Origin of the sequence: Actinomyces sp. HMSC075B09 (assembly GCF_001812395.1) — a bacterium.
In the GTDB taxonomy this organism is placed as follows: domain Bacteria; phylum Actinomycetota; class Actinomycetes; order Actinomycetales; family Actinomycetaceae; genus Gleimia; species Gleimia europaea.
The window spans coordinates 128610-152390 of sequence record NZ_KV808730.1 but is presented as its reverse complement, the minus strand read 5'-3'; the positions used below and the strand labels follow the sequence as shown (position 1 = coordinate 152390).

The following is a 23781-nucleotide window of genomic DNA, read 5'->3' as shown; positions in this document are numbered from 1 at the left end:
TCTTCATTTCTAGACTAGAGGTCTATGCGTGGCGGCGAAACCGGAGCGGGACAGGCGGATGAAAATTGTCCGTGCCCTGTGGCACTCTGTACGTATGGCGCAAAATCGTAAGGCCCCCAAACAGTGGTTTGAGGCAGCTCTGGCTCCCGTGGTGCTTATCCAGTCCAAGGAGCCACTTCTTGCTGAACGCGCAGTTTCGAAGCTTCGTGATCTGGCGCGTAAAGCGGATCCTGCTGTAGAGATGATCCGTCTAGAGGCAGGCTCTTACGAATCGGGCCAATTGGCTATTCACACATCGCCAAGCCTGTTCGGCGAGGCGCGTTTTGTGTACATCCCCGAGTTAGAGGCCGGATCACCTGCCCTGTTCGATGACCTCGCAAAGTACATGGAACATCCCGAGCCGGACGTGACTTTGGTGCTCCGTCACAACGGAGGAAACGCCGGACGCAAGGTGCTCACCGCCGCGCAAAAACTGAATGTGGCAACGTTTGTGGCTAATGAGGTGAAGCGTCCGGGCGACAAAATGGATTTTGTGCGCGAGGAGGTCCGCCGGGCAGGGCGCCGCATCGAAGCCGAAGCTGTGCAGGCCCTAGTGGACGCTTTGGGGTCAGATTTGGCTGAGCTTGCGGCTATGACCTCGCAGTTGCTTGGTGACGTTGAGGGAACTATCACCAGCCAGCATGTGCACCGGTATCAATCGGGCAGGGTGGAGGCAACTGCGTTTGCGGTTGCTGACGCAGCCGTTTCTGGCCGGGCCGGTGAGGCCCTAACGCTCTTGCGTCATGCTTTGGCCACAGGTGCAAGCGCTCCCGCTTTGGTTGGAGGTATTGCACTTAAAGTCCGGCAGATCGCAAAAGTTTCTATTCGCCCGCCGCTGCCTGCTTCCAAGCTGGGGATGCAGAGCTGGCAGATTGACCGTGTGCGCCGGGATGCTCGCGGCTGGAACGAGGCGCGACTTCGCCGAGCGGTCATGGCTGTTGCAAGTGCGGATGCCGCCGTTAAAGGCGAATCAGATGACCCAGAATATGCCCTTGAAAAACTCGTCCTAGCGGTAGCAGGGAAGTAGTTCTCCTCTTGCTCGCATTCTTGGCAGCAAACGCCATTTTCGGCCAATCCTTGCCAAGAACCCTAGTAGTTCTGCCGTACCCTTCTGGGTAAGACCCTGATCTGGATATAAAAAATGGAGGCCGGAGCCTCCATCTTTTGGTCGATCCGCTAGTCCATCTTCGCTACAGCTTTAGCGAGCTTGGACTTACGATTGGCAGCCTGGTTGCGGTGAATAACACCCTTGCTGACTGCCTTGTCAAGCTTGCGGCATGCAGCCTGCAGTGCCTCGTTAGCCTTATCGCGGTCACCGGCAGCAATCGCTTCACGAGTGCGGCGTACGTACGTCTTCAACTCCGACTTAACGGCCTTGTTGCGTAGACGACGCTTCTCGTTGGTCTTGTTGCGCTTAATCTGGGACTTAATATTTGCCACAGTTTTACACTCTCTTTTTCGATTACAAGGTCGGTGAGGGGTTGCTGAGCCTTGGACAAAAGTGGGGGACACTCGACTGCGAACAGCTCAGCGTTGGAACGCCCCGACCAGGGCGAACCAACTAGCCATAATACCAGGTGTTTCTCGCTCAAACTAGGCGTGTTTTCACCGTGTCAAGGTGATGATGCACACGCTTCGCTTTTGCCGCAACTAGAAACTCCTTAAGTGCAAGAACCCGAACTGCGCATTAGCCTGCCAGTAGCAGCGCCATTGCGGTTACCACAATCAGAAATCCTCCAATGGGAATAACAAGGACAGTCCCAAGAAAAGCCGCGAGAGTGGGGCGAATATCGATCTGTAGCCAAACCGCATCGTAGCTGGGATCAACCATTTGCCGCATGGCTCGTTGTAGCGCTTCAATGCGCGGAAAGAACCGGGCGCTACGGGAAGAAAACTCTTCTCGCGCACGCTTAATTTTTGCGCCTTCCTTAGCTGCCACATCTTGTAGGTCCGCATACGCATCGGCTTTCGAGCCAGGGCGGTTTAAAGCAGAACTTTCTTGAAGAACCTGTTTGGGGCCAGACCTCGCAAATGCTTCTTGCAGTTGCCTGCGGCGCACCGCGAAAAACAGAGTCACCCCCAGCCCGGCAAGACCGAGGATGGCGGGGATCCAAAAGCCCCATGAACCGTATGCGAATATCCCAATGAAGCCCAGCAGGGTAGTTATACCCGCAGAAAGGAGCGCTAGATCAACCAGGATCCTGCCTGGAACAGTCACAATGTTTCGCGTCATTCTCTCGGTGCGAGCCACGTCGTCCTCGCCCCCGGATTCGCTCACATAAAAACTACCGTCCGGGCTTTGCTGGGCCTCGTAAATGTGAGGGCGGGAGCCGCGTTCATCACTGTTTGATTCCCAGTTGTGGATCCAACCCTCGGGGCGATTTTGATCGGCCATTGTGGTTTGTACTCCCGCTTCGCAAATGGTTTAGATTGATTGTGTTGCCTGTATTTTAAGCCCTCTTGTCTGGGAGGACACTTGGAGAACCTGAATCTAATCTCAATGTCGGCAGTGCGTTCGGCAATGAAAGTGATTTACACGCCGGCCATTACGCTGGCGCGCCCAATCGGCCTGCGCAACGATCCACATACGGCCACCATCTTGCATATGGGTTCGCAGTTTCGCACCGATTTTGAGGGAGCGGTGGCGCAAATGACGCCGTTTGAGCGCCGTGATTTCGAGCAGTGGCAGCAGAGTGAGGGAGGAGCGGCATTTCGGGAGTGGAGTGATCGCGCACTACCTCTGGCCGCAGCTTTGCAGATCGTCGAAGAGGCGTTCGAGCAAGACGAAGCAGAAGACGCCCCGGTTGATCCAACTTTGCAACGAATGGTGGACCTTAACTGGACCTTTGAAACCCACGGCCAGTGGTTCTTAATAGTGGCGTTCATGGTTGGATTCCTCGCGTTCTTCTCAACGGGAGGGTTGACCGGGCCGGTGGCTTCCACAATCAGACTGGTTGCGGGCGTTATGGCAGCTATCCTCGTCCTCGCTTGGGTTGGAACCAAACTGATGCCGTCGGTGATAGCCGTGCGGGCGCGCCGCGTGGGTGTAGAAGTTCCGAACCGTCACGCCAGCTTGGAAGAAGCTGAACTTCCTATTTGGCAGGAGGAGCATTTCACCTCCTCGGCAAAAATCTTGAACTACGCCAACTGGGTGCTCTTGGCGCAGCCGGGGCCAGGTGGCCTCATGGATCTGCATGCTCCCATTCCGGTGGAGCCTACCGCCGCATACAACGAGCGCCAGACCGAGATTTTGAACGCAGCTAAACGCTTTCGCGAGAACAGTCCGATGCGCGGCCCGGGTACCCGCTAGATCGCGGCGGGGAATGCCGCTAGTTTAGTGATGTTCGCCCGATAATTCGGCTGTCGCCCCCAATAGTGCGACAATTGGGAGTAACTGCAGTTCAGAAAGGTTAGGTCCGGGTGGCCAAGATCTTAGAAGCCCAAAACAAATTGATTCAGCCGGCTCACACAGAGCCGTCTCGAATCCGCAATTTCTGCATCATTGCGCACATTGACCACGGTAAGTCCACGCTTGCCGACCGCATGCTTCAAAACAGTGGCATTGTGGAACAGCGCGTTATGCGAGACCAGTATCTCGACCGTATGGATATTGAACGCGAGCGCGGCATCACCATTAAGTCGCAAGCCGTGCGCATTCCGTGGCAGGTTGATGGAGAGCCGTATGCGCTCAACATGATTGACACGCCCGGACACGTCGACTTTTCCTATGAGGTCTCCAGGTCTCTTGCGGCGTGTGAGGGAGCTGTGTTGCTAATCGACGCTGCGCAGGGCATTGAGGCGCAAACTCTGGCAAATCTGTATATGGCAATGGGTAATGACCTCACCATTATTCCCGTGCTAAATAAGATCGATTTGCCGTCCGCGCAGCCGGAAAAGTACGCAGCTGAAATCGCTGGACTTTTGGGCGTGGATGAGAGCGAAATTTTCCGCGTGTCCGGAAAGACGGGCGAGGGCGTTGCCGAGCTGATGGATGCGATTGTCGAGCAGGTTCCTGCCCCCTCAGGCGTTGAAGAGGCGCCTGCTCGCGCCATGATTTTCGACTCTGTTTACGACACCTACCGCGGCGTGGTCACGTACGTGCGAATGGTGGATGGGCGCTTGTCGCCGCGCGAGAGAGTCTCGATGATGTCCACGGGCACCAACCACGAAATCCTCGAAATCGGCGTAATCTCGCCAGAACCTATCCCAACTGAGGGGCTTGCCGCGGGCGAGGTAGGCTACATCATCACGGGCGTGAAGGACGTGCGCCAGTCGAAGGTTGGTGACACGGTCACAACTGCTATCCGCGGCGCCACCGAAGCTTTGGAGGGCTACGAGGATGCCAAGCCGATGGTGTATTCGGGTATTTACCCGATTGACGGCTCGGACTTCACAAACCTGCGCGAGGCCCTTGAAAAGCTCCAGCTAAATGACGCTGCTTTGACGTTCGAGCCAGAATCTTCCGCCGCTCTCGGGTTCGGCTTCCGTTGCGGCTTCCTTGGCTTGCTGCACTTGGAGATCGTGCGCGAGCGCCTTGAGCGCGAGTTCAACTTGGACCTGATCGCTACAGCGCCGAACGTAATCTACGAGGTCACCGCTGAAGACGGCACCGTGATTGAAGTGACCAACCCATCCGAATACCCTGACGGCAAGGTGCAGGAGACGCGCGAGCCCGTGGTGCAGGCAACGATTCTCACCCCCTCGGACTACGTGGGGCCCGTTATGGAGCTGTGTCAGGAGCGCCGCGGCCAGATGGGTGGCATGGACTACCTGTCGCAGGATCGCGTTGAGCTTCACTACAAGCTCCCTCTTGCCGAGATCGTGTTTGACTTCTTCGATTCGCTCAAGTCGCGTACGCGTGGTTACGCTTCCCTCGATTATGAGGCGGCAGGCCAGCAGGCTTCGGACTTGGTGCGAGTAGATATTTTGCTGAACGGCGAGCAGGTTGACGCTTTTTCTGCGATTGTGCACCGCGACGCTGCTTACGCTTACGGCGTGCAGCTCACCAAGAAGCTCAAGGAACTGATTCCAAGGCAACAGTTTGAGGTGCCGGTTCAGGCGGCGATCGGTTCGCGAGTTATTGCCCGCGAAACGATCAAGGCGTTGCGCAAGGACATGCTTGCCAAGTGTTACGGCGGCGATATTTCGCGTAAGCGAAAGCTGCTTGAAAAGCAGAAGGAAGGCAAGAAGCGCATGAAGTCGATCGGGCGCGTGGACGTTCCGCAAGAGGCGTTCATCTCTGCTCTTACTTCCGAGGCGCCGTAGGAGAGCCGATGGCGCAAAACACGCCTTACATGGCGCGCACTAAGTCGTTTGCCCGCCGTGGTCGCACGTTGCACGCATCCACCCAGCGCACCCTCGAAAAGCATGCGGATAAGTATGTGATCGAGGTGCCGCGCGATGGGGGATACACAACTATTGACGAGTCCTACCGCCTTGACGTTGCCGGCGAGTTTGGGAGGCAAGCGCCTCTGATCGTTGAGATCGGCACGGGCAATGGTGAACAGATCGTCGCCTATGCGAAGGAACATCCGCAGGTCAATCTGTTGGGTGTGGAAGTGTGGGCGCAAGGCATTGCGAAAGGTATTTCACGGGCCGTTTCGCAGGGTGTAGATAACATCCGTTTTATCGAGGTTGACGCCGCGCAGGCTCTTCCCATCATGATGCCACAGGCGAGCGCTACTGAGGTATGGACGTTCTTCCCTGATCCGTGGCGGAAGGCACGACATCGTAAGCGTCGCCTGGTCAATGACGCTTTTGCTTTGACCATCGCGAATCTGCTGGCAGACGGCGGAGTGTGGCGCCTGGCCACCGATTGGGATGACTACGCGTGGCAGATGCGTGACGTGATCGAGGCGTGCGAATACTTCGAGAATCTCTACTTGGGTGAGCGTCCGGATCCAGAAGATCCACAGCCGGAAAGAGGCGGTTTTGCTCCTCGGTTTGAAGATCGTGTCTTAACGCGTTTCGAGGAACGTGGGCAGATGGAGGGGCACGGCGCCCACGACCTCGTGGTACGTCGCTTGCCGCGCGAGGAATCCAATTGAGCCCGCAGCTACCCGACGGTGTTGCATGGCCAAGCGATGGTTACCTTGACCCGCATCTGGTTGGGACGCCGAGTAAAAACTTGGCCCTCTACATTCACGTACCTTTTTGCACGGTTCGTTGCGGCTACTGTGATTTCAACACCTACACCGTTGGATTTGGTCAAGGTGCTGACAAGGACAGTTATCACCACTCGGTAAATAAAGAAGTAAGGCTTGCCGCAGATCGGCTCCGCCCTTTCAACCACGAACCGGTAAAATCCATTTTTCTTGGTGGAGGCACCCCAACACTGTTGCGGGCAGGCCAAATCGGTCAGATCCTGCAGGATGTGAAAGACAACTTTGCCCTTGACCCAAGCGCGGAAGTGACCGTAGAGGCTAACCCGGACACAATCGACCAGGCCGGCCTCGAACAGCTTGCCCGAGCCGGCGTTACCCGCGTGTCTTTCGGAATGCAATCAGCGGTCTTGCACGTGCTTCGAACCCTGGACCGTAGCCACACTCCGCAGCAGGTTCCGCACGTGGTCAAATGGGCGCGTGAGGCCGGCCTAGACGCCTCCGTCGACCTCATTTATGGCACTCCGGGCGAGTCGCTTACCGATTGGAAGACATCGCTTGAAGCCGCTATTGAACTGCAGCCCGATCATATCTCTTGCTACGCCCTCGTCATTGAAGAAGGCACGAAAATGTGGGCTCAAGTGAGGCGCGGCGAACTCGCCATGCCCGACCCGGATGACGAAGCCGAAAAATACGAGCTTGCAGACGCTCTCTTGGCGCAGGCCGGATACGCGTGGTACGAGATTTCAAACTGGGCAAAGCTAGAGGACGACGAGGCGGCGGGAAGCACCAACCTGCAACACGCTTCGCGTCATAATCTGGCCTACTGGTTCGACTGGGACTGGTGGGGGATTGGGCCCGGAGCGCACTCGCACGTGGGTGACGTTCGCTGGTGGAATCGCAAGCATCCACGCGCATGGGCTGATGCGCTCGCGGGCGGCTCTGCAAATCTTGGGGCGCGTTCCGCTGGCGCGGAAGCGGGCATCGCTGCAGGTTTAGACAGCGCAGCCGCACCCCGCCCTTTGGCACCACTCGCATCTCCTGCGCAGGCAGGGGAGATTTTGGAGGAGTCTGATCGCGTCCTCGAGGCCGTCATGCTGCGCATCCGCACCGCTGATGGGATCCCAATCTCGAGCCTTTCCCCGCAGATTCATGGGCGCGTGCCTGTGCTCATAGATGAAGGTTTGATTGAAGAGGCGGCCGCGGGTGCAGGGATCGTGAAGCTAACGCTGAAAGGTCGCTTGCTGGCAGACTACGTGACGCGTGAGCTCACGGTTTAGGTTTTCCGGCTACCTCAGATCTGTTCGGCGCCGCCAACAGTGACGAAGTCAATCAACTCTTCTACACGGCCAAGCAGTGCGGGTTCGAGGTCGCGATAATCTCGCACGCGCGCCAAAATCGCCTGCCAACCCAGGCCAATGTCTTCGCGGGTTTCGTGCGGCAATCCCAGGGCGCGCAATGTTCCCACTTTAATATCGGTGCCGCGCGGAATGTTCGGCCAGGCTTTCAGCCCTACACGCGCTGGTTTCACCGCCTGCCATATGTCCACAAACGGGTGTCCAACCACCAGGACATCGCCCGGCCAACGCTGCATAACGGCACTCGCAATGCGTGACTCCTTGGATCCATCCACGAGGTGATCCACTAGCACGCCTGCCCGAGAAGTAGGCGAGGGGCCAAAAACCTCCAGCACATCCTCTAGGTTGTCCACGCCCTCGAGGTACTCCACGGCCACGCCCTCAACGCGTAGATCATCGCCCCACACCTTCTCCACCAGTTCGGCATCGTGCGTGCCCTCCACGAAAATACGTGATGGCACAGCCACTCGAGCTCTCTTTAGCTTCACTGCTTTCGAGCCCGAGGCGGTAAGTTTTGTTTCTGGAGCCGCTTTGGGCGCGGGCGCAACTAACTCAACTGGCTTGCCGTCAACCCAAAAACCGCCGCCGAGGGGGTAGGAGCGGCGCGCTCCTCGCCTGTCCTCCAGTTCCACAATCTGCATTCCGCCAGACTTCTCCACTCGTATAACAGCACCTACAAACCCTGAAACGGGGTCTTCTACTACCAGGCCGCGCTCGGCCGGCATAGGAACTTGTCGAGGGCGGGTCGCAAACGGTCCCTCACGGTGAGGGTCGGAAGCTAAAACATTGGATCCATAGCGGTCAATCACACCGGCAGACTAAGCGAAAATCACTCAGAATTCGCGGAAGGCATGCGCGCGGCGCTAAGGAAGAGCTAAAAGGTGATCAACACCAACATAAAACAAGTGTTTTTCGATTGAGGGAAATACATTTACATCGGACAATAAAGAATGTTTGTGGAAAATTGAGTGAGGCTTCGTGAGGTTTCGTTTATGTCTCGCACGTTGAAGTGGGTTCTTGCCGCGGTTGCGGCCGTTCTTGTGGTTCTAGGAGGATCGTCGGCGGCTTACGCTTCCTATTACGCCGATCGTGCGGTTCCCGGCACCCAGGTGGCTGGCAAGTCGGTGTCGGGTATGACCGCTAAAGAGGTCGCCGAAGACGTGCAGAAGCGTTTCGATGAGTTCAAGACGAACATCACGGTTGATGGTCGGGATCATGAGCTTAGCCTTGCGCAACTGGGCGTATCTCTCGACGAGGATGCTACGGCCTCGGCTGCGCTTACTCCATCGGCCACCGTGTGGTCGCGTATTCAGGGCCTCTTTTCTGCTCCAAATGTCCCTCTCAGCGTTGAGGTGAACCATGACAAGATTGCGCAGTTCACCGATTCTTTAATCGCAGAGCTGGGGGATCCGGTGCAGAATGCTTCCGTAAAGTTCGATGAGGGTACCGAGAAGTTCGCTGCGGTACCGGCGGTCGAAGGCCATGGCATAGATACCCAAGGTATTGCCGATCACGTCCTCGCCACTGCAAAGTCACTGAACCCGCAGCCGGCATCCTTTGAATCTAGTATTGAGGCCCCCAAGATTGCGACGGAGCGCGCACAGCAGGTGGCTGACAAAGCTAACGCGATGATCGCCATCCCGGTTGTCATTTCCACCGGTAACCGCGAGATTCTTCCAGAAGCCAAAGAACGTGCCGCGTGGGTGGACATCGAGGCCGATGGGGAGCAGATTCAGGATCCGGTCTTGAACGAGCCAGCGGCGCGAGAGTGGCTGGTTAACACCGCCACGTCCACCAACGATGAGCCGGTTGAAGGCATCCACAACGTGAATACGCGCGGCGACGTGGTGTCTACCGCCGAAGAAGGCTCGCCCGGCTACACCGTGAACAATCTGGAAGCGATTGCCGATGCTCTGATCGAATCGCTGAAGGCGGGTCAGCCCTACGAGGGTCTGCTTACCTACGATGAGACGCCGCAGCAGTTCTCTACGCGTCTCATTGCTCCGGGTGCGGAAAGTTTGGCATACCAAGCTGCTCCAGGAGAGAAATGGGTGGATATCAACCTTTCGAACGCCACGGTGACAGCGTTTGAGGGTGCTACTGTGGTGCGCGGTCCGGTGCCCATGGTTCCCGGCGCTCCGGGGCTTGAAACCGTAACCGGTAAGTTCCGTATTTACTTGAAGTACGAGTCGCAAACTATGCGCGGCCAAAATCTAGACGGAAGTAGGTACGAAACCCCAGACGTACCGTGGGTTACCTACTTCGTTGGTAGCTACGCCTTCCACGGAGCCCCGTGGCGCAGTAGCTTTGGATGGAGCGGTCCGGGTGGTTCGCACGGCTGTGTGAACATGCCCGTTAGTGAAGCCAAGTGGCTTTACGACTGGGGTGAGATTGGCAATGTAGTGGTCAGCCACTACTGATTCGGAAACGTAGCGAAAGCCCACTTCGGTGGGCTTTCGCTGTATCTGTAAGAGGATCCAGAATGACGAGGGCAGGGTGAAATCCGCCTTTGTCTAGTGCCGCGATTCACCCGCCAGCTGTGGAAGATGAACGCTGAAAGTAATAGAGTTAGCACTCAGATAGTTCGAGTGCTACAAGCGGCGGGCGACGGCGAGAGGAGCAGGCATGGCAACAGCGGAAAGGCGCTTTGACGTGCTTCGCGCAATCGTGTCTGATTACGTTGCAACTCGCGAGCCCGTTGGTTCTAATGCGCTTGCCAAGCGTCACGATTTAGGCGTTTCGCCAGCGACTATCCGCAACGACATGGCCGCACTTGAACAGGCGGGTCTCATTTATCAACCGCACACGTCCGCTGGTCGTATTCCAACGGTTGCAGGATATCGCGTATTCGTTGATTCACTCACGCAGATTAAGCCGATGTCAGGTCCAGAAAAGCGTGCTGTTGAATCGTTTCTTGCCGGAGCAGTGGATGTTGAGGATGTAGTTGAGCGAACGGTTCGCCTACTGGCACAACTGACTCGGCAGGTGGCTATCGTGCAGTATCCGCACTATGACTCTGCGACGCTGGTACGCGTAGAGTTGGTTGACCTTGGGCCTGACCGCACGCTTGTTGTAGTCATAATGAACGATGGCACTATCGAGCAGCGCGTAATTTCTGATTTTGGGGCTACGAGCGCTGAGATTGATGCGGTACGCGACCAGATCAACGAGGTGTGCCACGGCCAGGACCTACGCGATTTGCCGAGTCTGCTTTCACCGCTGTCTGTTCTTGGCGGCCCAACTGAGAAGCAGTTCCGCGCCGCTGTTTGCCAGACGGTTGCGGACCTAACTAACCGAACTGGTGAAGAACGGATCCTTGTTGCCGGCATGGCAAACTTGGCCCGCTCCGACGTGGATTTCACTCGTTCTATTGTGCCCGTCCTGGATGCGTTGGAAGAGCAAGTTACGCTCTTGCGCCTATTCTCTGAGGTCCCGCAAGGCAACGTAACAGTGTCGATTGGTGAAGAGAATGCGCACGTGGGCCTGGCGGAAACCGCTGTGATTGCAGGAGCCTACGGATCGCAAGGAACCAACGCCCACTTGGCAGTGGTGGGACCAATGCGTATGGACTATCAGAAGGCGATGACAGCGGTGCGCGCGGTAGGTGTGTACCTCACCCACTTTTTGCACAGTAATAATTAGTCGAAAAGATTAAAGGAATTTTGGTGAACGAAGACTACTACGAGATCCTCGGGGTTTCGCGCGACGCCGGTGCAGACGAGATTAAGAAGGCGTACCGCAAGCTTTCCCGTAAATACCATCCGGATATTGCGGGAGTTGAGCATGAGGAAACGTTCAAGAAGATTTCCGTGGCTTACGAGACCTTGTCGAATCCGCAAAAGCGTCAAGCTTACGACATGGGCGGTTCTGCCAATGCCGGCTTTGGAGGCATGGGCGGTTTTGGTGGCTTTGGTGACTTGTTCGAAACGTTCTTCTCTGCCGCTGGTGCAGGATCAGGCCCGGTTCCGCGTGGTAGGCGCGGTCAAGATATTCTGACCGCGCTCGAGGTAAATCTTGAAACGATTGCATTCGGATCGCGCGAAGAAGTAACGATTAACACGGCCGTTCGCTGTCCTACGTGTGATGGTTCTTGTGCGAAGCCCGGCACTTCGCCGCGTACGTGTTCTGCGTGTCACGGGGCGGGCACAGTTCGCCAGGTGCAGCGCTCACTCCTTGGCGAGATCATGACGCAGGCGCCGTGTTCGGCTTGTGGCGGATACGGCACGATTATTCCTGAGCCCTGCGAAGAATGTAACGGTGAGGGCCGCGTGCATTCCAAGCGCACTATCGCTGTGGATGTGCCGGCTGGTATCGAACACGGTACGCGTATCCGCATGTCGGGTCAGGGTGAGGCCGGTCCGGGTGGAGGAGGCTACGGTGATCTCTATATTGAGATCCGCGAGAAGCCACATCCGGTATTTCGCCGCCAAGGCGATGACCTCGTGGCCGATCTGTATGTGCCGATGACGTCCGCCGCTCTTGGAACAACGATTTCGCTTGAAACCCTTGATGGCGCTCACGATATTGAGATTCAGCCGGGCACGCAGCCGGGCCAGGAAGTCAAGGTTGAGGGGCTTGGTGTGGGCCGTATCCATAGACGAGGACGCGGCGATCTTCGCGTACGCGTGAATGTGGAAGTTCCAACCGGTTTGACCAGCGCGCAGCGAGAGCTGTTGGAGCAGCTCGCAAAAATGCGCGGAGAGGAAACCGTGGAGGCCAAAACCGGATCTTCTCAGCAGGGCTTTTTTAGCAATCTGAAAGAAAAGTTCAGTAAATGACCGCACCGGTTTTCTTCGTCAGTGACCTAAACGACGCCCGCAAGGCAGAGCGGTTTGAGTTTACCGGGCCGGATGCCAAGCACGTGATGGTGAAGCGCATTGAAAAGGGGGAGCGTCTAGATCTAGTAGACGGAAGAGGTACGCGGGCGCGTGCGCGTTTGGTAGAAGCCTCATCTAGCTTGGCGATCGTTCAGATTGATGAGGTGACGTTTGAACCAGAGGGCAGCCCACGCATCACCCTCATCCAGGCGCTGGCAAAGAATGGGCGAGACGAGCTGGCAATAGAGATGGCTACCGAGCTTGGTGTTGACCGAGTGATCGCGTGGCAAGCAGAGCGATCGATCGTGCGCTGGCAGGGCAAGAAGCAGGAAAAGGGGCTGCAGAAGTGGGTAAACGTGCTTCAGGCTGCAACCAAGCAGTCTCGGCGTGCTCGCGTTCCCGCCTTGGAGTTTGCCGCAAATGCGGCTGCCGCTATCGCCCAGGTGGAAGGAGCGCAACTGATCGTCATGCATGAGAGCGCTACCGAGCCCATAACTGGCCTTACCGATCTCGGTGCTAAAGAGTATGCCCTGGTTGTTGGCCCGGAGGGTGGAATCACGGATGCGGAACTCGAACAGTTTAAACAAGCCGGGGCGAACATAGTGCTGGTGGGCGATATCGTTATGCGCGTATCCACAGCCGTCGCCGCCGGCCTCACGTCGCTTAACATTGCAACCGGTAGGATTTGAAACGAAAGAGCTAGCAAGGAGCCTCGTATTTCAAACATGCAACAAACGGATGAGCAGACGGCCTTGGCGAACACGATAACTATCCCGGAACATCTTGATCCGGTGACGGTCCTTGGAGCCCAGGATGAGGTTTTAAGAAGTCTGGAACGTAGTTTCAGCGGGATCCGCGTATCGGTGTTGGGCAATAAGATAACGGTTGAAGGGGAGGCCGAGTCGGTAACGCTCGCATCAGATTTGGTGCGCGAACTGGTTTCCCTAGCACGTTCCGGGCAGTATTTGAATGCGCAAACGGTTGAACATGCGGTCGGTTTGTTGGCGAAAACAGGCACGGCAAGTGCAAGTGCGGAAACAATTTTGAATGTACGCGGCCGTGATATCCGCGCGAAAACGCCGGGGCAACAGCGCTACGTGGACATGATTGTGCAAAACACTGTGGTGTTTGGGATCGGTCCAGCGGGTACAGGCAAGACCTACCTGGCTATGGCGATGGCCGTTAATGCGCTTCTTACGGGTGAGGTAAGGCGCATTATTTTGACGAGGCCGGCTGTAGAAGCGGGAGAGTCACTCGGATTTTTGCCCGGTACGCTGACTGAGAAGATTGATCCGTACCTGCGGCCTTTGTATGACGCGCTGAACGAGATGGTCGATCAGGAGGCACTTCCGCGTCTGCTGGCTGCTGGAACCATCGAGGTTGCCCCTCTTGCATACATGCGCGGGCGCACGCTTAACGACGCGTTCATCATTTTGGATGAAGCACAAAACACCACGCCCTCGCAGATGAAAATGTTCTTGACACGTCTTGGTTTCAGATCAAAAGTTGTGGTGACGGGTGACGCTACGCAGGTGGATTTACCTAACCGAGCGGCATCGGGGCTCGCAAGCGCGCGTAGCATTTTGCAGGGCATTGAAGGAATCGAGTTTTGTCAGCTAACGTCGGCTGATGTGGTTCGTCACCGTTTGGTCGGTGAGATAATCGACGCATACCAGCGTTTCGACGAAGCAAATGAGCAAGTTAGGCGGGGCAGGCGTGAGCGTAGAAGTCATTAACGAAACCGGCGTTGATATTGAAATCGCAGAGTTTCGCGACATAGCAGAGTACGTGCTGGCCCAGCTACACGTCTCTACTGATGCTGAGCTTTCGATCATGTTCATTGATCCAGAGCCGATGGAAGAACTTCACGTTAAGTGGCTGGATCTGCCGGGGCCAACGGACGTCATGAGCTTCCCAATGGATGAGCTTCGCCCCGGTAAGGAAGGCCAGGAAACACCGCCGGGAATTTTGGGTGACATTGTTATCTGTCCGCAGGTTGCGCATAAGCAAGCGTTAGAGGCGGGTCATTCCTCTGTTGAGGAAATGTTACTTCTGACTGTGCACGGTCTTCTTCATCTGCTCGGTTTTGACCACGCGGAGGAAGAGGAAAAACAGGTGATGTTTAGCTTGCAGCGCAAGCTCTTGCTGACTTTCTTGGCAACGAACCCAGTGGGACGTGCTAATGGGTAGTATTCCAATCGGACTGCTAGCTTTTTTAACAGTCTTTTTTGTTATTACTGCCGCGGTACTGGTGGCCGCAGAATCTTCTGTGGCGAGGCTTTCTCGGGCAGCAGTGGATGATCTGCTTGAAGATGGACATAAGAACGCTAAACGCTTGCTCGCGCTTGTGGAGGAACGGCGTCGTAGCGTTCTAGCTGCACGTGCAGGACGTATTGCGATGCAAACCGGCGCCGCCGTGGCTATTACCATCGCGTTCGCGCAGACTGGTTGGCGCTGGTGGGCTGTGCTACTCGCTTCGCTAGCTATAAACTGGCTGATCGCGTTTGCGGTCATCTCTGTGTTCCCGCAACAGGTAGCGTGGCGCAATCCGGAAAGAACGGCTTTGCGCACGGTTGGACTGCTAGAGCTCACCACCTCGATTGGACGTTTGGGCGCGCCGGCCCTGCGTTCACTTCGCAAGTTCTTCCCCGCTCCCGAACAAACTGAGGCGCAGGCTCGGGCGGAGATGACCGAAGAGATGCGCGAGGTGGTTGACCAGGTTGGTGAGACCGAAGGATTTGAGGACGAGGATCGCGAGATGCTCCGCTCGGTTTTCGAGCTGGGCCACACCTTCGTGCGTGAGGTCATGGTGCCGCGTACCGATATGGTTACTATCCAAGCGGACACCACACTTGAAAAAGCCATTCGTCTATTCATTCGTTCGGGCTACTCGCGCATTCCAGTAATTGGGGAGTCCTCCGACGACATCGTGGGCATACTGTATTTCAAGGATTTGGTCACCCGCGTTGTTGATAGGCCGGAGAATCGTGAAAAGCCAGTGCGAGACGTTGCTCGTGAGGCGCATTTTGTTCCCGAAATGCTGTATGCAGATGACGAGCTTCGCCATATGCAGCAACTTCGCGTTCACATGGTGATGGTTGTTGACGAGTGGGGCGGCATTGCCGGCTTGCTCACAATCGAGGATCTGATTGAAGAAATCGTTGGCGAAGTGATGGATGAGCACGACCGACGGGTCGTGGAGCCTGAAGAGGTTGAACCGGGCGTTTGGCGCGTGCCCGCCAGGTTCCCAGTGATCGAATTGGGTGAACTCATGGGGCTGGACATCGAGGATGAAGACGTCGATTCGGTGGGCGGCTTGCTTCAAAAGGCGCTTGGAAAGGTTCCTCTGCCCGGAGCGAAGGCTGAAGCGCTTGGCCTTGAGCTTGAGGCGGAGGAAGCGATTGGTCGCCGGCGACAGGTGGGCACTATTCTTGCCACTAGATTAGAAAATGAACCAGAAGAAGAGAGTTAAACGTGCGTTTCCCCTCTGATGATGAGCTAATGGATGGCCCGAACGCGTTTGAAGGCTTCGAAGATGAAGACTTTGAAGACGCTGAGTTGATTGAGGATGATCCTAACGAGCAACGCGACCCCTCTGATACTGATGAGCGCGATGCGGGACTTATTGGGGCTGACTACGACGAAAAGTTTAGGGCTGGTTTCATCGCCATTGTGGGCCGTCCTAACGTGGGTAAGTCCACGCTCACGAACGCTCTTGTTGGACAGAAGATTGCGATTACGTCGATGAGGCCGGAAACCACGCGCCACGCTGTGCGCGGCGTTGTGCAGGGGGAGGATTACCAGCTTGTCCTGGTGGACACTCCGGGGTATCACCGCCCGCGCACACTTCTTGGCCAACGCTTGAACAGCGAGGTTCGTGAAACGCTTTCTAGCGTGGATGCGATCTTGTTCTGTTTGCCGGCGGACCAAAAGGTGGGACCGGGTGATGATTTCATTGCGCGCCAGCTACGCGGGATTAAGGCGCCAATCATTGCGGTGGCAACGAAGGTGGATGCGGTTTCTGACGAGCGAGTCATGAAGCACCTGTTGGATATCGACAAGCTGGGTGATTGGGAAGAGATCATTCCGGTATCTGCAATCAAGGGGCATCAGATTGATAGGTTGAAGCAGTTGCTTTCCCGCCGTATGCCGCTGTCTCCGCCGTTGTATCCGCGTGACATGGTTACGGACGAGTCTCGTGACACCATGATTGCAGAGCTTATTCGCGAGGCCGCTTTGGAGGGGGTGCGCGAAGAGCTGCCGCACTCGTTGGCTGTTCAGGTTGAGGAGATTGTCGAGAGGCAGAAAAAGCCGGGACAAAACTACCCGGCGATGCTTGATATTCACGTGAACCTGTTTGTGGAACGAGATTCGCAAAAGGCAATCATCATCGGCAAGGGCGGATCTCGTCTCAAGCACGTTGGGATGCGGGCGCGCCGCGGGATTGAGGAATACCTGGGGCGCCGGGTATACCTGCACCTGCATGTTCGTACTTTGAAGGATTGGCAAAAGGACCCGAAGATGCTGGGACGGCTAGGGTTCTAGAGCCAAGCGTTTAGGCCGTGGTTGGCGCGGTTATGGGATAATAGAAGGTGTGAAGACTTACCGTGATGAAGCCATCGTTTTGCGTACGCAAGACCTTGGCGAGGCCGACCGTATCGTCACGGCGCTCACCCGCTCGAACGGTCTGAAAAGAGTTGTCGCCAAAGGCGTTCGCCGCACGTCGTCGAAGTTTGGTGCCCGCCTCGAGCCTTTTACTATCGTGGACGCGCAGTTCTATAAGGGGCGTAGCCTTGACGTATTAACGCAGGCACAAACGCTTCGGCCATACGGTCTGCAAATCGCGAGTGATTTTGAGCTTTATACTCGTGCCAACGTGATGGTGGAAACCGCGGAGAGGTTGTCGGAGGACGAAGCGCATACCTCTATGTACCTGCTCCTTTTGGGGGCTTTGCACGCCCTCGCAAATCGGCGCCATTCGCCGGATTTGGTGATGAACTCGTTTATGCTCCGCGCGATTTCGATGAGTGGTTGGGCTCCCTCATTTTGGGATTGCGCGGTGTGTGGCAGGCCCGGCCCGTCATCCTCGTTCAATGTGGTGGCCGGAGGCACGGTGTGCGAGGCCTGTAGGCCGCCCGGATCGTTAGCGCCTTCGCGGGAAGCGATGCAGTTGCTTGGAGATTTGCTTTCGGGTGATTGGCAAAGCGCAGATGCGGCGCCCGATTTTGCGCGGCGTGAGGCTGCGGGGCTGGTTGCCGCGTGGGTGCAATGGCATGTTGAGCGGCGTATCAAGTCATATAGTTTGATCAACTCACATTTGGGGGACGTATGAAGGTTGCACCGCCAGGGGCTGGCAAGAATCTGGCTCCAACGATTGACGGGGTGCCTCGTCACGTTGCGATCATTATGGACGGCAACGGAAGGTGGGCGAATGCGCGTGGCTTGGCGCGCACTGAGGGGCACCGGGCCGGCGAGGTTGCGCTAATGGACACGATTGCGGGCGCCCTCGAAATCGGTGTGCAGCACCTGACCGTGTACGCGTTTTCTACAGAGAACTGGAAACGCTCACCCAAGGAAGTTAGCTTTCTCATGGGTTATTCGCGCGATGTGCTTCGCCGGCGCCGCGACGAGTTGAACGAGTGGGGTGTGGCAATCCACTGGTGGGGGAGGCGGCCTCGTCTCTGGAAATCGGTGATCACCGAGTTGGAAGTGGCGCAGGAACTCACCAAGGCCAATTCGAAGCTGCATTTCAACATGGCTGTGAACTACGGGGGAAGGGCCGAGATTGCCGATGCTATGCGACAAGTTGCGAGTGAGGTCGAGGCGGGCAGACTGAAGCCGGCTGGCATTACGGAAGACACGGTTGGGCGGCGTCTGTATGCACCTTCGTCGCCAGATGTGGATTTACTGATCCGCACGGGTGGTGAACAGCGCATATCGAACTTCCTGCTATGGCAGTGTGCCTACGCCGAGTTTGCGTTCAACCCCGTGCCGTGGCCGGAGTATTGCCGCGAGGAACTGTGGAACGATGTGCTGGCCTTCACCGGCCGTGAGCGCAGGTTTGGTTCCGCTGTGGATCGGGTGGAGAGCTAATCGGCAACGATTTCTGCGGCCCGGTGGCGTCGCTTCAAGATGGTGAGGCCCATGATGACCACCATCGTAGTGCATAGTACGAGCGCCCACGTTTTCCCAGCAGTTGCGGCTTGGCCGGTTTTGAATAGTCCGATGCCGATGGATGCGTAGAGGCAACCCCATGCGATGTAACCGGGGATTGCCGCAAGAGTGTAGGTTAACCAGCGCAGGCGAAGTACTCCGGCACCGGCGTGAACCACGGTTTGGAAACCAATGGTGAGGAAGGACAGAGGAATGATGAGCAGTCCCCACTTGTCTACAGCGTCGATGCCTTTTTGAACAGAGGCGCCTTCAAGCCACGCACGAACTTTACGCACCCACGGTTTGCTCGAATGCTCTGATTTAGCGAGAAAACCCCAGGTTCCGAGGCGGCCAAGCCAGTAGGTGCCCTGCGAGCGTAGAAAAACCACGATGGTGAGGAATAGGGCGATTCCAATGAATGGCCCATCCGCGATCCACTGGGGAACTCCAGGCATTTTTCTACTTACCTTCCTTGGCTTGGCATTGGGGGCAGAGCCCAAAAATCTCGATTGAGTGTTCCACGTCAGAAAACCCGTGCTTTTTGACGAGTACTTGCAGTATCGACTCTAGGTCGGATTCGTGGATTTCGATACTGGATAGGCAACGCCTGCACACGATGTGGTGGTGGTGTGATTCGTGGCCGCATGCGCGGTACAGGGATTCTCCGTCAGGGGCCATGAGGGTGTCGATCGAGCCTTCTTCGGCGAGGGTGCGCAGATTTCGATAGACGGTGGCAAGGCCAATCGATTCGCCGGCAGCAACCATGTCGGCGTGAATTTTTTGGGCGGATCGAAACTCGGTTGCCTCGCTCATCGCTTCGATTACGGCTTGGCGCTGGCGCGTGTTGCGTCTGGGCTTTTCCATGGGTCTACCTTTGTTGTTGGCGTTCGGGGTGCATGACGGTGGGCGGCTTGGCTACGGCTTTGCGTTTGCCGTGAACGCGGTCGATGAGGGGGCGGGCAAGGAAGACGATGGCGTAGATGAGGATTGCAAGTACAACGATGGCTGCGCCGGGAGACAGGTTGTAGAAGTACGTGATCGTAAGTCCACTGACCGTTGTGAGCATGCCTATCACCATTGCTAGAGCCATTGTTGACCTAAATGAGCGTACCAGGATTTGCGATATTGCAACAGGAACGATCATGAGGGCGGAGACGAGTAGTGCCCCCACAACTCGCATGGCAACGGCCACGGTGGTTGCGGCCATGATCGCGATGATGAGGTTGAGGAGATTTACGGGTAGACCTGTGGAACGCGCGAACTCTTCATCGTTGCATACGGAGTACAGTGCGGGAGCTAGTCCTATGCCTACCAGGAGCACGATGATGGTAAGGATGGTGATCGCCCAAATGTCAGAGTTGGTGACGGTTGCAATGGATCCAAAGAGGTAGGAGTTTAGCTGTGAGGATGTTCCTCCGGCTATGCCCATGAGGAGCACGCCTCCGGCGATACCGCCGTAGAAGAGCATGGCCAGCGCCACGTCGGATGAGGTGCGTCCGGCGATGCGGATCACTTCGAGGGTGACGGCTCCGAGTATGGAGATGATGAAAGCGCCTGGTAGGGCGTAGCTTTCAGGCTCCATGGCGCCCATTGCCGTTCCGGCAAGCCAGCCGAGAGCCACACCGGTAAGGGCGATGTGACCGATGCCGTCACCAAGCATGGCCAGGCGCCGGTGCACGAGGTAGGTGCCAACTACGGGGGCGGCAAGGCCTACGAGAATAGCTGCGATGAACGAGCGTTGCATGAGTGGTGAGGACAGCATGGTGCCCAGTTCGCTGATGAGGCCGGGAGCGATTGCACTATTCATCGTTGCCTCCACTGTAAATGTCGATCTCGATGTCTTCTGGGTGCGGGAAGTGGTGGTGTTCTTCAGCGTGTATATGAGGCGCCTCGCCAACGGGACCATCAAAGGTGACGTGTCCGGAGGCAAGGTTAATGATCCGCTCGATGTGCGGTTCGATGGGGCCGAGCTCGTGCAGGATTAGCACGATGGTTTTGCCGCGTTCTTTGGCCTGCCCGATGAGTTGGGCAAGTTTTTCTTGAGAGTGCCGGTCGATGCCGGCTAGAGGCTCGTCAAGGATTAGTAGTTCAGGGTCACGGGCGAGTGCTCTTGCGATACGCACGCGCTGGTGCTGGCCGCCGGAGAGCTCCTGTACGGGGGTTTGTGCCCGGTGCAAAAGGCCGACGCGCCGAAGTGCATCCTCGGCAATCTTCTTGGAGCCGGCTGCATACCACCATTGTTTAGGCCCAAGCAGTCCGGATCGCACAACTTCAAGGGCGCTGGATGAGACCGCAGAGGCAACAGAGGGGCGTTGCGGAACGTATCCGATCCGGTTCCACGGTACGGCGGCTCGACTAAACAGGCCTTTGCCCCGCGCGTTCTTGCCAAAAATTTGCAGATCGCCTTCGGTTACGGGAGCCGAACCCATAAGCGCTTTCACGAATGTGGATTTGCCGGATCCGTTTGCTCCCGTGATTGCTACACACTGGCCTACGGGGATTTCGATATCGAGGCCGTGCAGGATCGCGTTCGTGTCATACGCGACGTGCAGATGGTGGGTATATACGGCAAGAGCCGCACCTGGGTGGTGCGACTCTTGCGTGGTGTTTTGCAAACTCACTTGCAGTCGAGGCCTTTCTTGAGGTTTTCAAGATTCTTGGTCATTATCTGCAAGTAGTCTACGTCCGGATCGTTCTGTGTGGCACCCGGGTCGAGCACTAGAGTTTCAATGCCCAGGTCGTGCGCCAGAACTTCAATGGCTTTCGGGGATACATTGGCTTCGGCGTAGATAACCTTCACGCCGTTTTCTTTCACAACGTCGCTGATTTCTTTCAGACGTTGGGGCGAGGGGGTTACTTCGGGCTCAAGACCAGAAACACCCACCTGGTGTAGTCCCGTTTTGGCTGCAAGGTATCCGAATGCTTCGTGTGAAACCACGAAGGTGTCGAGGGCACAGTTTCCGAAGCTATTCGTCACGGACTTATCCAGATCCTTCAGCTTGGAAACTACTTCGTTCGTGTTCTTCTCGTATTCTTGCGCGTGCGAGGGGTCGGTTTCAGCTAGGAACTTGTTGATCTGCTTGGCAACTTGCTCCATACGTGCCGGGTCCAGCCAGAAGTGCGGATCGCCAGCCATATTGTGTTCGTGATCGTGGCCTTCGCCCTCATGGTCATGGTCGTGCTCTTCGTCTTCGTGACCGGCTTCGTGATCGTGATCAGCTTCGTGCGGCTCTGAGGCGTGGTCGTGGTCTTCGCCTTCATGGCTTTCAGCTTCGTGGTCGTGCCCCTCCGCCTCGTGGTCATGATCCTCGCCCTCATGGTCGTGGTCGGCTTCATCATCGTGGTGGTGATGGTGGTGCGCACCCGTTTCCATCAGCTCGGCGCTTTCGGTGACATCGAGGACGTGGCTTGGCTTCGCCTGGTCTACAGCCTCGTCAACTGCGGTCTGGAAGCCGCGCAGGTACACAACGGCGTCGGCGCCGGATAGCTCGGAGACGGTTTTTGGAGATAGCTCGAGGGAGTGAGCGTCGGTTCCTGGGGGAGTAAGCGAATCGACGGATACTAGGTCGCCGCCAATCTGCTCAACCAGGTACTGAAGCGGATAAAACGATGCTTTAACAACTAGCGGGTCGCCGCTTTCTTTCATGCCACTGTCCTTGGTCGCGCTGGAGGAACAACCAGCAAGGGCCAGTGCGGACGCGGCGCCTACTGCAATCAAACTCTTACGAATGTTCATGACAACCATTATCGCTATCGCTTTGTTGTGGATCAAGCGCGAGCGCCCAATGTGACGCAATGCAAGTCCGCCCGGAGTTGGTGCTTTCGATATTTCAGCAAACCCAACTAAACTTGAGATGATTCGTGATTGCGAATAGTGAAACGCACCAGCCAGGTGCGCATGACTCAAGGAGAAAAATGGCAAACCCGTCGCGTCTAGATTCCGTAATCAACCTTGCTAAGCGTAGAGGCTTCGTGTTCCCTTCCGGTGAGATCTACGGAGGTACGCGTTCAGCGTGGGACTACGGCCCGCTCGGCGTCGAGCTCAAAGAAAACATCAAGAGGGAGTGGTGGTCACGCATGGTTCGCCAGCGTGACGACGTTGTTGGCTTGGATTCCTCGGTAATTTTGCCAACGGCAGTGTGGAATGCTTCTGGCCACGTGACGGCTTTTACCGATCCACTTGTAGAGTGCCTTTCGTGCCACAAGCGGCAGCGTGAGGATCAGCTGATCGAGAATTATGCCGAGAAGAACGGCGTTGAAGAGGCTGACGTTACGCTCGACATGGTGGCGTGTGAAAGCTGTGGTAACCGGGGTAACTGGACGGAGCCGAGGGCATTCTCGGGCCTCATGAAGACTTACCTGGGTGCCGTGGATGATGAGACTGGTCTGCACTACTTGCGTCCAGAAACCGCGCAGGGCATTTTCGTAAACTTCGCGAACGTCATGACTACTTCGCGCATGAAGCCCCCATTTGGTATTGCGCAGATTGGTAAGTCGTTCCGTAACGAGATCACGCCGGGTAACTTCATTTTCCGCACTCGCGAGTTTGAGCAGATGGAGCTCGAGTTCTTTGTAGAGCCGGGCACGGATGAGGATTGGCACCAGTACTGGATTGATGAGCGCATTAATTGGTACGTAGATCTTGGTATCAACCGTGATCACCTGCGCCTTTACGAGCACCCGAGAGAGAAGCTGTCGCACTATTCAAAGCGCACTGTAGACATCGAGTACACGTTCGGCTTCAAGGGCTCGGAGTGGGGCGAGCTTGAGGGTATCGCAAACCGCACTGATTATGACCTTGGTACTCATTCGAAGGAGTCGGGCGCGAAGCTTGACTACTTCGATCAGCAGAAGAACGAGCGTTGGACACCCTACGTCGTTGAGCCGTCTGCTGGCCTCACCCGTTCGCTTATGGCGTTCCTAGTAGAGGCCTATTGCGAGGACGAGGCTCCTAACACTAAGGGTGGCGTTGACAAGCGCACGGTTTTGAAGCTGGATCCGCGTTTGGCTCCAGTGAAGGCAGCAGTCTTGCCGCTTTCGCGCAAGGAGCAACTCACGGAGCCGGCTCGTAAGCTCGCTATGCAACTGCGTCGCCGCTGGAACGTTGAGTACGACGACGCGGGCGCAGTGGGCCGTCGTTACCGCCGCCAAGATGAGATCGGGACACCTTTCTGCATCACCTACGACTTCGACACGCTTGACGATAACGCGGTGACGATTCGGGACCGCGACACCATGGAACAGGTTCGTATTCCGCTAGACGAGGTCGAGGCATACCTCGCGCAGCGTCTGCCGATCAGCTAACGGACACAG

Annotated in this window: 24 protein-coding genes; 16 read left to right on the top strand and 8 right to left on the bottom strand. The window is 56.6% G+C overall.

Features of this window, described 5'->3' with window-relative positions; all coding sequences use genetic code 11:
• Positions 1-58 precede the first annotated feature (58 nt).
• Positions 59-1066: a DNA polymerase III subunit delta gene (gene holA, locus HMPREF2854_RS00705; RefSeq protein ID WP_261666628.1), complete on the top strand. Its 1008-nt coding sequence runs from the start codon at positions 59-61 to the stop codon at positions 1064-1066.
• A 149-nt stretch (positions 1067-1215) separates the two neighbouring features.
• On the opposite strand, the gene rpsT is transcribed toward holA, so the two are convergent.
• On the bottom strand, positions 1216-1479 hold the full coding sequence (rpsT, locus tag HMPREF2854_RS00700) for a 30S ribosomal protein S20 (RefSeq protein WP_034508104.1): 264 nt from the start codon (positions 1477-1479) through the stop codon (positions 1216-1218).
• 247 nt (positions 1480-1726) lie between these two features.
• The gene (locus HMPREF2854_RS00695) at positions 1727-2434 is read right to left on the bottom strand and encodes a hypothetical protein (RefSeq protein WP_070617665.1); all 708 of its coding nucleotides are present in this window, start codon (positions 2432-2434) and stop codon (positions 1727-1729) included.
• Positions 2435-2515: 81 nt separating this feature from the next.
• Between HMPREF2854_RS00695 and HMPREF2854_RS00690 the strand changes: the two genes are divergently transcribed.
• The 4 genes from HMPREF2854_RS00690 to hemW all read left to right on the top strand — a co-directional run bounded on the left by HMPREF2854_RS00690 (position 2516) and on the right by hemW (position 7420).
• The gene (locus HMPREF2854_RS00690) at positions 2516-3349 is read left to right on the top strand and encodes a hypothetical protein (RefSeq protein WP_148130862.1); all 834 of its coding nucleotides are present in this window, start codon (positions 2516-2518) and stop codon (positions 3347-3349) included.
• Between the two features lie 110 nt (positions 3350-3459).
• Complete coding sequence (lepA, locus tag HMPREF2854_RS00685) at positions 3460-5304, top strand: translation elongation factor 4 (RefSeq protein WP_070617659.1); 1845 nt, start codon at positions 3460-3462, stop codon at positions 5302-5304.
• 8 nt (positions 5305-5312) lie between these two features.
• Entirely contained in the window at positions 5313-6086 is a 774-nt protein-coding gene (gene trmB / locus HMPREF2854_RS00680) for a tRNA (guanosine(46)-N7)-methyltransferase TrmB (RefSeq protein ID WP_070617656.1), read from the top strand.
• The gene (hemW, locus tag HMPREF2854_RS00675) at positions 6083-7420 is read left to right on the top strand and encodes a radical SAM family heme chaperone HemW (RefSeq protein WP_070617653.1); all 1338 of its coding nucleotides are present in this window, start codon (positions 6083-6085) and stop codon (positions 7418-7420) included. The genes trmB and hemW overlap by 4 nt, the downstream gene beginning before the upstream one ends.
• Before the next feature lie 14 nt (positions 7421-7434).
• Here hemW and HMPREF2854_RS00670 read toward each other — a convergent pair whose 3' ends face one another.
• Positions 7435-8307: a DUF3097 domain-containing protein gene (locus tag HMPREF2854_RS00670; protein WP_083309300.1), complete on the bottom strand. Its 873-nt coding sequence runs from the start codon at positions 8305-8307 to the stop codon at positions 7435-7437.
• 159 nt (positions 8308-8466) lie between these two features.
• On the opposite strand from HMPREF2854_RS00670, the gene HMPREF2854_RS00665 reads away from it, so the two are divergent.
• From HMPREF2854_RS00665 to uppS, 10 genes are all read left to right on the top strand, one after another.
• Positions 8467-9918 (top strand): L,D-transpeptidase family protein, encoded by a 1452-nt coding sequence (locus tag HMPREF2854_RS00665; RefSeq protein ID WP_083309299.1) that lies wholly within the window; start codon positions 8467-8469, stop codon positions 9916-9918.
• Between the two features lie 205 nt (positions 9919-10123).
• The gene (hrcA, locus tag HMPREF2854_RS00660) at positions 10124-11140 is read left to right on the top strand and encodes a heat-inducible transcriptional repressor HrcA (RefSeq protein ID WP_070617650.1); all 1017 of its coding nucleotides are present in this window, start codon (positions 10124-10126) and stop codon (positions 11138-11140) included.
• Positions 11141-11163: 23 nt separating this feature from the next.
• Positions 11164-12276, top strand: a complete 1113-nt coding sequence (gene dnaJ, locus HMPREF2854_RS00655) for a molecular chaperone DnaJ (protein WP_070617647.1) — start codon at positions 11164-11166, stop codon at positions 12274-12276.
• Entirely contained in the window at positions 12273-13004 is a 732-nt protein-coding gene (locus tag HMPREF2854_RS00650; RefSeq protein ID WP_070617645.1) for a 16S rRNA (uracil(1498)-N(3))-methyltransferase, read from the top strand. Before dnaJ ends, HMPREF2854_RS00650 begins: the two co-directional genes overlap by 4 nt.
• 36 nt (positions 13005-13040) lie before the next feature.
• Positions 13041-14051, top strand: a complete 1011-nt coding sequence (locus HMPREF2854_RS00645; RefSeq protein ID WP_034508079.1) for a PhoH family protein — start codon at positions 13041-13043, stop codon at positions 14049-14051.
• On the top strand, positions 14032-14505 hold the full coding sequence (gene ybeY, locus HMPREF2854_RS00640) for an rRNA maturation RNase YbeY (RefSeq protein WP_186822464.1): 474 nt from the start codon (positions 14032-14034) through the stop codon (positions 14503-14505). Before HMPREF2854_RS00645 ends, ybeY begins: the two co-directional genes overlap by 20 nt.
• Entirely contained in the window at positions 14498-15787 is a 1290-nt protein-coding gene (locus HMPREF2854_RS00635) for a hemolysin family protein (RefSeq protein WP_070617640.1), read from the top strand. The genes ybeY and HMPREF2854_RS00635 overlap by 8 nt, the downstream gene beginning before the upstream one ends.
• 2 nt (positions 15788-15789) lie before the next feature.
• On the top strand, positions 15790-16860 hold the full coding sequence (gene era / locus HMPREF2854_RS00630) for a GTPase Era (protein ID WP_070617637.1): 1071 nt from the start codon (positions 15790-15792) through the stop codon (positions 16858-16860).
• Positions 16861-16909: 49 nt separating this feature from the next.
• Positions 16910-17647: a DNA repair protein RecO gene (gene recO, locus HMPREF2854_RS00625; protein WP_070617634.1), complete on the top strand. Its 738-nt coding sequence runs from the start codon at positions 16910-16912 to the stop codon at positions 17645-17647.
• Positions 17644-18408: a polyprenyl diphosphate synthase gene (uppS, locus tag HMPREF2854_RS00620; RefSeq protein WP_070617631.1), complete on the top strand. Its 765-nt coding sequence runs from the start codon at positions 17644-17646 to the stop codon at positions 18406-18408. The genes recO and uppS overlap by 4 nt, the downstream gene beginning before the upstream one ends.
• Here uppS and HMPREF2854_RS00615 read toward each other — a convergent pair.
• From HMPREF2854_RS00615 to HMPREF2854_RS00595, 5 genes are read right to left on the bottom strand one after another with little or no spacing between them, the layout of a single operon-like run.
• Positions 18405-18923, bottom strand: coding sequence for an SNARE-associated domain-containing protein (locus HMPREF2854_RS00615; protein WP_034508062.1), 519 nt, complete (start codon positions 18921-18923; stop codon positions 18405-18407). The two genes, uppS and HMPREF2854_RS00615, sit on opposite strands and share 4 nt — an antisense overlap.
• 4 nt (positions 18924-18927) lie before the next feature.
• Positions 18928-19332 carry a Fur family transcriptional regulator gene (locus tag HMPREF2854_RS00610; RefSeq protein ID WP_070617628.1) on the bottom strand — a complete coding sequence of 135 codons (405 nt, stop codon included), beginning with the start codon at positions 19330-19332 and terminating at the stop codon, positions 18928-18930.
• 4 nt (positions 19333-19336) lie between these two features.
• Complete coding sequence (locus tag HMPREF2854_RS00605) at positions 19337-20275, bottom strand: metal ABC transporter permease (protein ID WP_070617625.1); 939 nt, start codon at positions 20273-20275, stop codon at positions 19337-19339.
• Positions 20268-21089, bottom strand: a complete 822-nt coding sequence (locus HMPREF2854_RS00600) for a metal ABC transporter ATP-binding protein (protein ID WP_070617622.1) — start codon at positions 21087-21089, stop codon at positions 20268-20270. The genes HMPREF2854_RS00605 and HMPREF2854_RS00600 overlap by 8 nt, the downstream gene beginning before the upstream one ends.
• Positions 21086-22204 carry a metal ABC transporter substrate-binding protein gene (locus HMPREF2854_RS00595; RefSeq protein WP_306826024.1) on the bottom strand — a complete coding sequence of 373 codons (1119 nt, stop codon included), beginning with the start codon at positions 22202-22204 and terminating at the stop codon, positions 21086-21088. The genes HMPREF2854_RS00600 and HMPREF2854_RS00595 overlap by 4 nt, the downstream gene beginning before the upstream one ends.
• 179 nt (positions 22205-22383) lie before the next feature.
• On the opposite strand from HMPREF2854_RS00595, the gene HMPREF2854_RS00590 reads away from it, so the two are divergent.
• Positions 22384-23772, top strand: coding sequence for a glycine--tRNA ligase (locus tag HMPREF2854_RS00590; protein ID WP_070617616.1), 1389 nt, complete (start codon positions 22384-22386; stop codon positions 23770-23772).
• The last annotated feature ends 9 nt before the right edge of the window (positions 23773-23781 follow it).

Bases quoted from the DNA above. Each gene is read 5' to 3' on its own strand.
- HMPREF2854_RS00605 (WP_070617625.1), bottom strand. From the start codon at position 20,275: ATGAATAGTGCAATCGCTCCCGGCCTCATCAGCGAACTGGGCACCATG.
- HMPREF2854_RS00695 (WP_070617665.1), bottom strand. From the start codon at position 2,434: ATGGCCGATCAAAATCGCCCCGAGGGTTGGATCCACAACTGGGAATCA.
- trmB (WP_070617656.1), top strand. From the start codon at position 5,313: ATGGCGCAAAACACGCCTTACATGGCGCGCACTAAGTCGTTTGCCCGC.
- holA (WP_261666628.1), top strand. From the start codon at position 59: ATGAAAATTGTCCGTGCCCTGTGGCACTCTGTACGTATGGCGCAAAAT.
- uppS (WP_070617631.1), top strand. From the start codon at position 17,644: ATGAAGGTTGCACCGCCAGGGGCTGGCAAGAATCTGGCTCCAACGATT.
- HMPREF2854_RS00595 (WP_306826024.1), bottom strand. From the start codon at position 22,204: ATGAACATTCGTAAGAGTTTGATTGCAGTAGGCGCCGCGTCCGCACTG.
- HMPREF2854_RS00635 (WP_070617640.1), top strand. From the start codon at position 14,498: ATGGGTAGTATTCCAATCGGACTGCTAGCTTTTTTAACAGTCTTTTTT.
- HMPREF2854_RS00590 (WP_070617616.1), top strand. From the start codon at position 22,384: ATGGCAAACCCGTCGCGTCTAGATTCCGTAATCAACCTTGCTAAGCGT.
- HMPREF2854_RS00615 (WP_034508062.1), bottom strand. From the start codon at position 18,923: ATGCCTGGAGTTCCCCAGTGGATCGCGGATGGGCCATTCATTGGAATC.
- HMPREF2854_RS00645 (WP_034508079.1), top strand. From the start codon at position 13,041: ATGCAACAAACGGATGAGCAGACGGCCTTGGCGAACACGATAACTATC.
- HMPREF2854_RS00650 (WP_070617645.1), top strand. From the start codon at position 12,273: ATGACCGCACCGGTTTTCTTCGTCAGTGACCTAAACGACGCCCGCAAG.
- hrcA (WP_070617650.1), top strand. From the start codon at position 10,124: ATGGCAACAGCGGAAAGGCGCTTTGACGTGCTTCGCGCAATCGTGTCT.
- HMPREF2854_RS00610 (WP_070617628.1), bottom strand. From the start codon at position 19,332: ATGGAAAAGCCCAGACGCAACACGCGCCAGCGCCAAGCCGTAATCGAA.